Origin of the sequence: Burkholderia sp. LMG 13014 (genome assembly GCF_905232215.1) — a bacterium.
Taxonomy (GTDB): domain Bacteria; phylum Pseudomonadota; class Gammaproteobacteria; order Burkholderiales; family Burkholderiaceae; genus Burkholderia.
Genome location: NZ_CAJNKE010000160.1, coordinates 1 through 11,467 on the forward strand (window position 1 = coordinate 1; position 11,467 = coordinate 11,467).

Below are 11,467 nucleotides of genomic sequence, written 5' to 3' on the forward strand. Positions count from 1 at the left end.
TATGCCGCGCGGCGCCCCGCGAGCGCCGTCGTGACGAGGATCGAGCGCCGCATCGGCTCCGCTACCGCTTCGATCGACAGCACGCGCAGCGTTTCGGTGCGCACGACCTCCTCGATGTCATGAGGGCCGTACTCCTGAAACGCCGCCAGCTGTGGCACGAGCCGCATGCCGTCGAACAGGTTGCCGAGAAAGCTCGGCTCGCCGGCCGCGATCGACAGGTGCCCGACGATCGACGCGACCGCGCGCTCGTATTCCTTGCGGTCGTCAATCTCGTTGGCCATCTGCCGCACGTGCTCCTCCAGCTCGCGGATTTGGCAGTCGCGACGCATGATGGTGGTAGCGTTGCGCTCGCCGAGTTGCTCGAGCTGAGAAATACGCTCGCGCGCGCGGCGCCGCTGGTTGCGGCCGTATCGTTTGCTCACAGATCCTCCCATTCGATATTCAGCGTGAGGTCGGCCATGCCGGCGACGCGGCCAACGAGATTGCGCCGCGCGAACGTGTCCACGCCGTAGCTGGTCGTGCTGACGATCACTCCATCACCATCGATTCCCAGCGCGTGCGCCATGTTTCCGACGATGGAGGCGATCACGAAAAACTTCGTCGTGCCGCGGCCCCCTTTCGTGCGATACACATCACCGACCGCAGGGCCGTCCAGCTCGATACGGATCGGGATTTTTCCCATTTCGATTTTCATGCGAGCACCCGTTCGGGATAGAGGAGCGCGCCCAGGTCAGGCCGCGCCAGTTGTTCAGGGAATATGGCGAAGCCAAGCATCTGCAACACCTGCAACAGCAGCTCAGGCTCGGTGCCGAAAATGCGGGCGAAGGTCTGCCGGCCCGCGTGCAGCGCGACGCCGGAGCCACCGAGCCGATGGTGCAAGGGGCAGAGCGGAATCGTGTGGAAGTCAGTGGACTTCTGGCCGCCACCAGCGAAACAACGCGCGTGATGGCACTCGGCCGCCGATCTCCCAAGGCGAAGGTTCAGGCACACGATGCAGCCGAGCTCGGCGACGCGCCCCATGTGGATCAGGCCAAGCGACGACGGAACCACGCGCGGGCGCGGCGTGTCGCGCACCTTCGGCGGCCCGGTGCGGCGCGGCTTTGGCGTGGAGCTGCGCGCGAACGCCGTGCGCTTCAGTGTCGACGTGCCGCGCGCCAGTGTCGTCTTGCGGACGAGCGCGGTGCTCTTCATGGCGCAAAGAACGCTGCTGGCAGCGTTTGTCGGATGCCGATCTCTTGGCAGAATTGAGCGAACGCCTGCGGCGGAATGTCGGTGAGACTGTCGACGCTGATCGCCTGATAGATCGTCCGCTTGATTGCTTCGATACGCTGCTCGGGAAGCAGCTCCATACGCACACGGAACGCCGAGACGACCTTTGGATTATGAAACCATCCCGCACGGTACAGCACCGTATAGTGCTGTCCGTATTCAGACTTGTCCGGCCCCTGCATCGCTGGCGCGGGCTGCTGAATGGGCTGCTCGTCATCGCCGATCTCGACCATCGCAACCATGAAGCGGTGCCCCGCCTGATTGCCCTTGCGCACGGTCAGCGTGCGGAACGCCTCAAGGTCGGCCGGGTCGTGAAGCCAGAATGTGACCTTGCAGCCGCCCGTGTGCGTCTCGGACCAGCCGGCGAGCTGCATCTCGCCATGAAACGTCGGCGTGATGTCGCTCATCGGGCCACCTGCCGCTGACGGACACGCATACGGCCCTCGTGATCCTGTGCGCAATCTGGGCAGCAGTAGTGCGATCCCAGCGCCGGTGCGTCACCGCAACCGTTCAGGCAATGGGTGAGGGTTTTCGGGATGTCGGGCCGCACACGCGCCGCGGCAATCTGCGCGTTCAGGATGCACTCGGCGTGCTCGTTTGCGATATCGATCTCGTCAGGCATGTCTCACCTCAGAATGTGTCGTCGTCCATGCCGGGCTCGCGGCGCTGCTGGCGCTGCTGCGCGCGATTACCGCGTCCGGTCTGATCGGCATATTGATTGCGCTGGCCGCCGGTGCGCTGCTGCTGTCCGCCGGTCTGCTGGCGTTGGCCGCCCTGGCGCTGCTGCTGGCCGTCCTGCTGCGGTGCGCTGCCGGCGAATCCAACATGAGGACGCGCGCGACGAGCTTGAAGCCCTCACCTCCCTCGCGGCGCTGGTATGTCTCGATGTGCGGGTCTTCGAGCACGACGTCGAGCCCCTGGCCCTTCACGAGGTAGTCGATCAGGGATTCGGCGCGCTGGCCCCAGAGCGAAGCGTCGACCCATTGGGTAGGGCGCTTGCCGTCATCGTCGCGGCGGCCATAGTTGAAGGCGAGGGAAAGATTGGCGACGGCGGTGCCGTCTGGGGTGTAGCGAAGTTGCGCGTCTTCGCCGATGCGCGCGTATCCAGTGAGGATCATGTAGAGCTCCAACTCGAGTAGAGGTTCACACCATACGGTGTGGTGTGGTGTCAAATAGAGGGTGGAGGGGCTTTCTCCCTCTAGCCCGGACAGACGATTCGACGTGGCCTTTGCCGAATGGGCGAACCTTACCGGGCGGTTCATCGCGTTCCGGCGCGATACTCTGCGCTCACCCTCACGACTGGCGGCCGCCGCCACTTTAACGACGTTGCCTAGGACGGGCTGATCTGCGTCGACCACCATGCGTGAAGGTGCCGGTTACGGGTTCCGGCATCCGCCCTATCGTGCGGTCGATTTATGCGCGGCCGTGCCGCGCTGGGGACTGCTTACTCGCCCTTCGGCGGCACGCCCTTGAATGCGTGCAGGCCCGTTCCTTCGGCAATCTGCTTGTGCAGGTCACCAACGGCGACTTCGAGAACCTTGTGCGGGCGATCCAGCTCGTACCACATCGCCAGCTTCGCGCCGCCGATGCGGTAGCGGAACTTCGCGATCAGCAGGTCGCCGACCGTCGCGCCGTCGAAAACCGGGATCACGATCTCGATCTTGTCGGGCACGTTGAACTGGCCGCGCTGGCCGGCCGTCGCCGTGACGGTTTCCTCGAACACGAACTGCGTTTCGCCGTTCGACAGACGCGTGCCGCTCGCGAAGTTGACGCCCTTCTTCGCCTGGAGCGTCGATGCGATTTCCAGCATGTCGGCCGCGGCCGGGTTCTTGACGTCCGGCAGGTTGCGCTCGATGAACAGGGCGAATTGCTCCTGATCCATTGCCTTGCCGTCCATTTCGGTCCACGCCTTCCATTCCTTCGACAGCGGCGCGTCGTACACGGCGCGGAAGTCACCCCATGCCGGCGCGTCTCCCGTGTTGTCGTTCAGGACGGCAACGAACTGCGGTTTCGGATCGATGCGGTAGTACAGGCGCGTCGTGCGGGCGCTGCTGACAGCCTTTGCATCGTGGGCGGGAGTGGTGCCGCCCTTGAACTCGTTGACGTAGGCGATGAAGCTCGCCGCATCGAGGAGTGTCGCGATGCCGGAATGGCGCGTCGGCGCGCCGAGAAGGTGATCGAGCTCGATGGCGCGGTAGCCTTCGGGAATGATCGCAACGGGCGTGCCGTTGACGGCTTCACGGATTCCGGCGAGGGCGGTGCCGGCGTCAAGCGCGGCTTGGATGTCGGTCTTTTCCATAGTTTCGGTGTACGTAATGGTCATGGTTGAAAGGTGCTGCGGCGGTGGTGCTAGGTCTGCTTACGCGCCGCCGGCTGCTGCGCGCGGCTGGAGCGGAGCGGCGGCGTTGGTATCCTTGCGTGCCTGCATTTCCTGCTCGACGCTGCGGATGCCTTCGAAGGTTTTTTGCCGCGGATCTTCGCGCTGAAGGTTGCCCTCGACGGTCGCGAACATGATCGTGCTGCCCTTCTCTTCCTTCGGCAGCACAACCTTCAGCTCGTCGGCGATCTCGATCTGACCGCCTTTGCCGGACTTGAATGCGAGCGTCAGCGTGATCTTTCCGCTCTTCTGGGTAGTCGCAACCTTCGTTACGACTTCGTTGACTGCGTCCGTGAGCTCGCTGTGCAGCTCGCCGTAGCGGAGCTGGACGAGGGTGTCATTGAACGGTTTGGGGCCTGCCATTGCTCTCTCCTTGGGAATGCTGCTGCGTAAAAAAGCCCAGCCGTTCGGCGGCCGGGCAATGAAAACGTTGCGGTCAGGCCGCTACTCGCCTCGCGACAGCGGCAAGCTCTTTCGCGCGACGCGCTGCAACCTTCGCTTCGTCATCCGCGCGCTGCGCGGCGATCTTGGCGGAAATTTCCGTGCCGACCTTGACCACGGCATCGGCCGCGTCCGGCGTACTGACGTCGAATTCGAGGCGCGCGATGTACCGGAGGAAAATCAGGATTCGAATCGGGCGCGGAATACCCTTGCGCCGCCCCGTCTCGAACCAGTGCCCACTCTCCTGACTGCTCCCCACGGAACCCCAAAATTGACGCTGCGTCAGGCCGAGAGTCTTGCGGAGGTCTGCTGCCGCGTCCGGCGTGATATCGCATTCGGCTGCAATCTTCATGGCTGTTATCGTGGTGGTTGAATGCCCGTATGGTGCGATTTCAAAACCACTATGTCAAGAGATTCGGGTAATAAACCAATTAGAATGGTGTAAGACAAGAACCAAAACGAACCGGAGCAAGCAATGTCACAAACAAACAGGGCATACTTCGACAACCTTCTGACGTCCCGTCGCATGTCCCTTCGTGCCCTCGCGACACGGATGGAAATGACGCACTCGCAACTAAGCCTGGCCTTTGCTGGTAAGCGAAAGCTTCAGCTAGATGAAGCCGCCCAGATTTCGCAGATTTTCGGTGTCCCATTTCATGAGGTCGCGGCCAATGCTGGCGTCGAGGTGCGACCGACGTCTGGGCAGCGCGTCAGCGTTGTTGGCCACGTCGGCGCTGGCGGCACGCTCACCTTGAACGAGTCGACGGCAGTGATCGAGCGCACGGAAGCGCCGGACGATCTGCCCGACGACGCCGTGGCAATCCAGTGCAGGACCGCCGACACGCCTCTCTCGTGGATGGACGGCTGGGTCATGTTCTGCACCCGTCCGCAGGGCGTTGCGCCGGAAGCATTCGGGCGCTTCTGCGCAGCGAAGATCAAGGATGGCCCTGCCGTCGTCGCGACGATCAAGCGCGGCTATCGAGAAGGCACCTATAACCTCTCGGGCCCCTTCACGCGCGAGAACTGCGAGCTCGAATGGGCGGCACCGTTGCTTGTGGCGCGCTTCTAAGCCGTCGCTTCACCCCGCCTCCCCAGCCAGCACCGATTCCAAGCCATCGCCATAACAAAATAATGGTTGCATTTTCGAACCACGAACCCATACAATGAAATTACTGCGATATAGCGAGGCAACGGCCCTGACATCAGGTGCCCGTCGTTAGACGCATTCGAATAGCACCATGCCGCACAATGCGGCACCACACCTATAAAAGGAGCGGCTCCATGCAGATGATTCGCGAAACCCTGACCTTCAACAGCGAGCGCGAATGGCTCGCGATGAGGGCGAAAGACCTGACGTCAACCGAGGCCGCCGCCCTGTTCGACGCATCGCCGTACTTCACCGAGTTCGAGCTGCACCAGCTCAAGACCGGGCGCCTCTCCAAGGAATTCGAGGAGAATGAGCGGATGAAGTGGGGCACCCGGCTCGAGAATGCGATCGCGGCCGGCATCGCCGAGGACTACGGCCTGATCGTCGAGCCGTTCAAGGTCTACATGCGAATCCCATCGCTGCGCATGGGTTCGTCGTTCGACTTCAAGATCATCGGCATTGTGCCCGGCCATCCCAGCAACCAGGCGCGCGAGATGTTCGACCGCCACGGGCCCGGCATCATGGAAGTGAAGAACGTCGATGGCCTTCAGTTCCGCCGCGCGTGGATCGACGACGGCGACGTGATTGAAGCGCCCCCGCACATCGAATTCCAGGTGCAGCACCAGCTCGAAGTCGCCGATCTGGAATGGAGCCTGATCGCACCCCTCGTCGGCGGCAACACGCCGAAGCCCGTGATCCGCGAGCGGGATGGTGAGGTCGGCGCGCTGATCGTCGAGCGTGCTGCGAACTTCTGGGCGCGCGTCGATACCGGCGTGTCGCCGGAGCCGAACTACACGAAGGACGCGGATACGATCAGCAGGCTGTACCTCGAAAATGACGGCAGCACGCTCGACCTGACCGACAATCCGCGCGTGTTCGAGCTCTGCCGCGACTACAAAGCGGCGGGCGCCGATGAGAAGGCAGCCGGCGAGCGGAAGAAGGCGGCGAAGGCCGAGCTGCTGACCATCATCGAGGCGGCAAAGGCCGTGCGCGCGGCGGGTTTCAGCATCTCGGCCGGCACGAACAAGGAATCGTTCCGCGCCTACGACCGCGAGGCGCAGGAGCGCGTGACGATCTCGATCAGCAAAATCCCGGCCGCGTACATCGAGGCGGCCGTGCCGCCGTTTCGCAACGTGCGGATCACCGAGAAGAAGGCAGCGGTCTGACGCAATCGATTGGTGCGGTACGGTGCCGCACCAAACCTCTATCCGAGAGAGACATGAGCGAGCCAATGAACAACGAGCAGCCGCCGGCCGAGCAGAAAAAGCCGACCCCATACGCCGAGTTCCGCGACAAACTGAACCGCGGCATCCGCGCGGAGATCGCGAAGGCGCTCCCGCCCGACATCGACGTCGACCGCTTCATCCGCACGGTTCTGACCAGCGTGCAAATGAACGCTGATCTGCTGTATGCGGATCGTCTGAGCCTGATGACGGCCTGCATGCGCGCTGCTGCGGATGGCCTGTTCCCAGACGGCCGCGAGGCGGTGCTGAACATCTACAGCACGAAGGTAAAAACGAGGGACGATCGGGGCCGCGAGATCGAGGAGTGGGTGCCAACCGTCCAGTACCTCCCGATGGTGCGCGGCATCCTGAAGGTAATGCGCAACTCCGGTGAGATTGCGCATATCGACGCGGCGGCCGTCTACGAACGTGACCACTTCAAATTCACGCGCGGCGACGATCCACGGATCGAGCACGAGCCGTTTCTGGGCGAGGACGATCCGGGAAAGATCATCGCCGCCTACGTGATCGTGCGGCTCGCGAACGGCGAAGCGCATCGCGAGGTCATGCCGCGTCGTGACATCGAAAAGACGCGCCTCGCTTCGAAGAACGCGAACGGCCCGAACAGCCCGTGGACGAAGTGGTACGACCAGATGGGCATCAAGGCCGTCATCAAGCGCGCCGCGAAGCTGCTGCCGAACAGCTCCGATCGCCTCGACCGCCTGATCGAGCACGACAACGAGGCATCCGGGTTCGACGGGTTCAATCAGCGGGGCATCGACGCGTCAGCAATCACGCAGGAATCCCCGTCGACCGCTCCTGACACGCCCGCGACGCCTGCTGTCACCGACCAACGCGCCGAACAAGATCAGCGACGCCCGTCACGCATGGCCGGTATCGTGAGCAAAGCTCGCACTGCCGCATCCGGACTTCCCGCCGATCAAGCGCCACACGATGATGGGTCGCGAATGGGGGCAACGCAGTGAGCCGCGATCCGAACGCCGGGAAGTACCAGCGCATGGCGAAACGAGAATTCGCCATCGCGCTCAACGTGCTCGCCGATACCGGCGGCGAGCTGACGTGGAGCACGCACGACTACGAGGCATTCCGCTTCGTCGCGCCAGGCGTGCGATTGATCTTCTATCCGCACACGACCAGTTCGACTGGCAACGTCAGCATTCGCGTGCGCGATAGCGCGAGCAAAGACAAAGCCCGTGCCATGCACCTGATGGCGCTCTTGTACATCGGCGCTGGGAACAACAATACTTTCTCGTGGAAGGGGATCAACTTCAACAGCGTCCTGCGCGTCAAGCAGTCTGCCCGCATCGAGTACGGGTGGGCCGACCAAAGGTGAATCACAAAATAAGACCAATGGTTCGATTGCAAAACCAAACAACCTGGGATATTGTCGTGTCAATTCCTGCAATTTCATGCAGGTGCTAGATAACGGCGAATGACGAACATGGAAACTGTCCTCATCAACCGCAAGAAGCTCCTTGCGATGATTCCGCTCTCCGAACGCACGATCTTCAACATGGAGCATCGGGGGGAATTCCCCCGCCGGATTGCACTCACGAGCCGAAATGTCGCTTGGGATCTGGCTGAAGTCCAGCGTTGGATCGACGAGCGCAAGGCATCCGATGACCGGGCCGCGCGGCCCGGCCCCAGGGTCATGCAGCAGCAAGCGGCCGTGGCTTGATTGTCCAGCCGTCGATCATATCCGCCCATTCCTGAAGCATCGTCGCACGCTGCTCGCGATACTCTGCCTTGTTGTACACCGCGCGCACGCCCTTCTGCTCGTGCGCCAGGCACTTCTCAATCCAGTCCGTGTTGTACCCCGCCTCATGCAGCAGCGTCGAGGCCGTGCGGCGAAGATCGTGCGGCCCGAACTTCCCCAACTGCTTGCCCTCCTTCTGCGCAGTCTTGTAGACCAGCTCAAGCACGCGATTCAACGTCGCGTTGCTCATCGGTGCGCCGGGATCGTAGCGCGACGGCAGAACCCATTCTGAGCCGCCAGCAAACGTCTTGAGCGCGACCAGAATATCGAGCGCCTGCCGGGACAGAAACACGAGGTGCGGCTTACGCCGCTTCATCCGCTCCTTCGGGATCGTCCAGAGTGCGTCGGAAAAGCTGATCTCCGTCCACTTCGCGTTGGTCAGCTCCCCTTTCCGAACCATCGTCAGCAAGAGAAGCTTGCACGCGACCTTGAACTGCGGGCCGGCCGCCGTCGTGTCGAGATACTCGTAAAAGAGGCCAACTTCGTCGGGCGACAGCGCGCGCTCTCGCGCCTCGAATCTCGCGATCGACGTCGGCCGTACCATGTCAGCGGGATTCGCGACGCTCTTGCCCCGCTCTGCGGCGAAGCGGTACACCAGCATCACGATGTCGCGCACGTGAACGGCCGTCGCCGGCGCGCCACGCTCGACGATCGTATCGGTCAGGGCGCGCAAGTCCTCGTGCGTGTTCTCCTCGAGCTTCTTGTTCGCCCACTTGGGTTTGAGCTCGCGCTCGTAGATTGAGCGGCGCATATCGCGCGTCGAGTCAGCCATCGAATGATTCCGCAGCCACTTCTCCGCCCAGGCACCGAACGTTTCCGCGTCGCGAACGCGTGCTTTTTCACGCGCCTTCTCGCGCGCTGGCGACCTCCCCTCCGCAATCATCCGCTTCGCTTCACCAAGCTTCTCGCGCGCCTCCGCGAGCGACAGGCCACCAGCGCCATACCGACCAAACGTGATCGTCTCCTGACGATCATTGATCGAGTAGTTGTAGCGAAACGAAATCGCGCCGGCCGGCGTGACGGCCACGTACAGACCGTCACGGTCGGGAACCTTGTAGAGGTTGCCCTTCGACTTCAGGTTCCGCAGCTTGGTATCAGTGAGCATGTTCTCTCCCGCATCTACAGGCTGAATACCATGCTAAAAACAGCATGGTAAAGCCGTGATTTTCCCGTTTTAATTCAACACGTTATGCTTTTTAAATACCATGCAACCAGTGCAAAGATATGGCATGGTACTGAACCCGGCACATGGTACGAGCGGATTCTATACCAGCCATAGTGCCACTGGAAAAGCGTGCTTGAGCGTGCCGCAACGTGCCTGTAGATACCAGACTAGAAAACAAAAAAGCCCGTGGAATCACGGGCTTATTAGCGCTTTAGTGCTACTTCGTGCTAGATGCTGCCAGACGCACGATCATTCCCACTCGATCGTCGCCGGCGGCTTCCCCGAGATGTCATACACCACACGGTTGATCCCGCGCACCTCGTTGATGATCCGGTTCGACGCGCGGCCGAGCAGCGCGTACGGCAGGTGCGCCCAGTGTGCGGTCATGAAGTCGGTCGTCTGCACTGCGCGCAGCGACGTCACGTAGTCGTACGTGCGGCCATCGCCCATCACGCCCACCGACTTGACCGGCAGGAACACCGCGAATGCCTGGCTCGTCAGGTCGTACCAGCTCTTGCCGACATCGGCTTCGCCGCACAGGCCGGCAGCCGCATCGTGCGCGGTCGCGGTCGTGTTGCGCAGTTCCTCGATGAAGATCGCGTCCGCGCGGCGCAGCAGGTCTGCATACTCGCGCTTCACCTCGCCGAGAATCCGCACGCCGAGGCCCGGGCCGGGGAACGGATGGCGGTACACCATCTCCGGCGGCAGGCCGAGCGCGACGCCCAGCTCGCGCACTTCGTCCTTGAACAGGTCGCGCAGCGGCTCGAGCAGCTTCAGGCCGAGCGTTTCCGGCAGGCCGCCGACGTTGTGGTGGCTCTTGATCGTCGTCGCCTTCTTGGTCTTCGTGCCGCCCGATTCGACCACGTCCGGATAGATCGTGCCCTGCGCGAGCCACTTCGCCTTCGACAGCTTCTTCGCCTCGGCCTGGAACACCTCGACGAACTCGCGGCCGATGATCTTGCGCTTCGCTTCCGGATCGGTCACGCCGGCCAGGTGGCCGAGGAACTGATCGGCCGCGTCGACGTGCACGACCTTCGCGTGCAGGCGGCCCTCGAACATGTCGAGCACCATCTTGCCTTCGTTCAGGCGCAGCAGGCCGTGGTCGACGAACACGCAGGTGAGCTGGTCGCCGATCGCGCGATGGATCAGTGCGGCCGCGACGCTCGAATCGACACCACCCGACAGGCCGAGAATCACTTCCTCGTCACCGACCTGCTCGCGAATCTTCGCGACGGCTTCCTCGATGTGGTTTTTCATGATCCAGTCGGGCTTCGCGCCGGCGATCTGCAGCACGAAGCGTTCGATGATCTGGCGGCCCTTCACCGTGTGCGTGACTTCCGGGTGGAACTGCACCGCGTAGTAGCCGCGCGCCTCGTCGGCCATGCCGGCGATCGGGCAGCTCGGCGTCGACGCCATCAGCGCGAAACCCGGCGGCAGCTCGGCGACCTTGTCGCCGTGGCTCATCCAGACCTTCAGCATGCCGTGGCCTTCGTCGGTCTTGAAATCCTCGATGCCGTCGAGCAGGCGCGTATGGCCGTGCGCACGCATTTCCGCGTAACCGAATTCGCGGTGGTCGCTCCACTCGACCTTGCCGCCGAGCTGCACGGCCATCGTCTGCATGCCGTAGCAGATGCCGAGCACCGGCACGCCGAGATCCCATACGGCCTGCGGCGCGCGCAGCTGATGGTCTTCGTACGTGCTCGCGTGGCTGCCCGACAGGATCACCGCCTTCGGCGCGAACTCGCGGACGAAGTCGTCGGACACATCGTTCGGATGGATTTCGCAGTAGACGTGCGCTTCGCGCACGCGTCGCGCAATCAGTTGGGTGACTTGCGAACCGAAGTCGAGAATCAGGATTTTGTCGTGCATGGCTGCGGACGGGATGAAGAGAATAAGAAAAGCAGCGCATCATTTACATCATGCGCTGCGTCAATAGCATGGACAGCGGCGTCGGGCGGAAGGCAGCACGCGCGACGCATGGCCGGTCAATCCTGCATCGGCGGGCGCTCGTCGAGTGCGACGCCGCCTGACGATTGACTGGAGCCGGATGAAGCCGGTGACGGTGCGG

The 11,467-nt window shown here is 62.7% G+C and carries 16 protein-coding genes; 5 read left to right on the forward strand and 11 right to left on the reverse strand.

Translation table 11 applies throughout. The features are described from left to right. The 9 genes from JYJ84_RS17390 to JYJ84_RS17430 form a co-directional block, all read right to left on the reverse strand. Positions 1-422 (reverse strand): hypothetical protein (locus JYJ84_RS17390; RefSeq protein WP_205189321.1); only part of this gene is annotated, 422 nt, incomplete at its 3' end. Then, positions 419-694, reverse strand: coding sequence for a hypothetical protein (locus JYJ84_RS17395; protein ID WP_175223090.1), 276 nt, complete (start codon positions 692-694; stop codon positions 419-421). The genes JYJ84_RS17390 and JYJ84_RS17395, both read right to left, overlap by 4 nt. Continuing rightward, positions 691-1,191 carry a Ref family recombination enhancement nuclease gene (locus tag JYJ84_RS17400; RefSeq protein WP_175223089.1) on the reverse strand — a complete coding sequence of 167 codons (501 nt, stop codon included), beginning with the start codon at positions 1,189-1,191 and terminating at the stop codon, positions 691-693. The genes JYJ84_RS17395 and JYJ84_RS17400 overlap by 4 nt, the downstream gene beginning before the upstream one ends. Then, the gene (locus tag JYJ84_RS17405; RefSeq protein ID WP_205184369.1) at positions 1,188-1,676 is read right to left on the reverse strand and encodes a hypothetical protein; all 489 of its coding nucleotides are present in this window, start codon (positions 1,674-1,676) and stop codon (positions 1,188-1,190) included. The genes JYJ84_RS17400 and JYJ84_RS17405 overlap by 4 nt, the downstream gene beginning before the upstream one ends. Then, complete coding sequence (locus JYJ84_RS17410; protein WP_175223088.1) at positions 1,673-1,891, reverse strand: hypothetical protein; 219 nt, start codon at positions 1,889-1,891, stop codon at positions 1,673-1,675. Before JYJ84_RS17410 ends, JYJ84_RS17405 begins: the two co-directional genes overlap by 4 nt. Further along, positions 1,884-2,387, reverse strand: coding sequence for a single-stranded DNA-binding protein (locus JYJ84_RS17415; protein ID WP_175223087.1), 504 nt, complete (start codon positions 2,385-2,387; stop codon positions 1,884-1,886). The genes JYJ84_RS17410 and JYJ84_RS17415 overlap by 8 nt, the downstream gene beginning before the upstream one ends. A 326-nt stretch (positions 2,388-2,713) precedes the next feature. Then, positions 2,714-3,592 carry a DUF2303 family protein gene (locus tag JYJ84_RS17420; RefSeq protein WP_175223086.1) on the reverse strand — a complete coding sequence of 293 codons (879 nt, stop codon included), beginning with the start codon at positions 3,590-3,592 and terminating at the stop codon, positions 2,714-2,716. 36 nt (positions 3,593-3,628) lie between these two features. Then, positions 3,629-4,009 (reverse strand): hypothetical protein, encoded by a 381-nt coding sequence (locus JYJ84_RS17425; protein WP_175223085.1) that lies wholly within the window; start codon positions 4,007-4,009, stop codon positions 3,629-3,631. 73 nt (positions 4,010-4,082) lie between these two features. Further along, positions 4,083-4,439 carry a hypothetical protein gene (locus JYJ84_RS17430; RefSeq protein ID WP_175223084.1) on the reverse strand — a complete coding sequence of 119 codons (357 nt, stop codon included), beginning with the start codon at positions 4,437-4,439 and terminating at the stop codon, positions 4,083-4,085. Between the two features lie 174 nt (positions 4,440-4,613). Here JYJ84_RS17430 and JYJ84_RS17435 point away from each other — a divergent pair, with 174 nt between their 5' ends. The 5 genes from JYJ84_RS17435 (at position 4,614) to JYJ84_RS17455 (ending at position 8,156) form a co-directional block, all read left to right on the forward strand. Then, positions 4,614-5,156: a helix-turn-helix domain-containing protein gene (locus JYJ84_RS17435; protein ID WP_374102108.1), complete on the forward strand. Its 543-nt coding sequence runs from the start codon at positions 4,614-4,616 to the stop codon at positions 5,154-5,156. A gap of 212 nt (positions 5,157-5,368) precedes the next feature. Continuing rightward, the gene (locus tag JYJ84_RS17440) at positions 5,369-6,400 is read left to right on the forward strand and encodes a YqaJ viral recombinase family protein (RefSeq protein ID WP_175223082.1); all 1,032 of its coding nucleotides are present in this window, start codon (positions 5,369-5,371) and stop codon (positions 6,398-6,400) included. A 53-nt stretch (positions 6,401-6,453) separates the two neighbouring features. After that, positions 6,454-7,443: a recombinase RecT gene (locus JYJ84_RS17445; protein WP_175223081.1), complete on the forward strand. Its 990-nt coding sequence runs from the start codon at positions 6,454-6,456 to the stop codon at positions 7,441-7,443. Continuing rightward, complete coding sequence (locus JYJ84_RS17450; RefSeq protein ID WP_175223080.1) at positions 7,440-7,811, forward strand: hypothetical protein; 372 nt, start codon at positions 7,440-7,442, stop codon at positions 7,809-7,811. Before JYJ84_RS17445 ends, JYJ84_RS17450 begins: the two co-directional genes overlap by 4 nt. A 99-nt stretch (positions 7,812-7,910) precedes the next feature. Then, a complete protein-coding gene (locus JYJ84_RS17455; protein ID WP_175223079.1) occupies positions 7,911-8,156 on the forward strand; it encodes an AlpA family transcriptional regulator in 246 nt (81 codons plus the stop codon). Here JYJ84_RS17455 and JYJ84_RS17460 read toward each other — a convergent pair. Both JYJ84_RS17460 and guaA read right to left on the reverse strand, forming a co-directional pair. Next, positions 8,128-9,339, reverse strand: coding sequence for a site-specific integrase (locus tag JYJ84_RS17460; RefSeq protein WP_175223078.1), 1,212 nt, complete (start codon positions 9,337-9,339; stop codon positions 8,128-8,130). The genes JYJ84_RS17455 and JYJ84_RS17460 overlap by 29 nt on opposite strands. Before the next feature lie 309 nt (positions 9,340-9,648). Continuing rightward, entirely contained in the window at positions 9,649-11,268 is a 1,620-nt protein-coding gene (gene guaA, locus JYJ84_RS17465; RefSeq protein ID WP_122945683.1) for a glutamine-hydrolyzing GMP synthase, read from the reverse strand. Positions 11,269-11,467 lie beyond the last annotated feature (199 nt).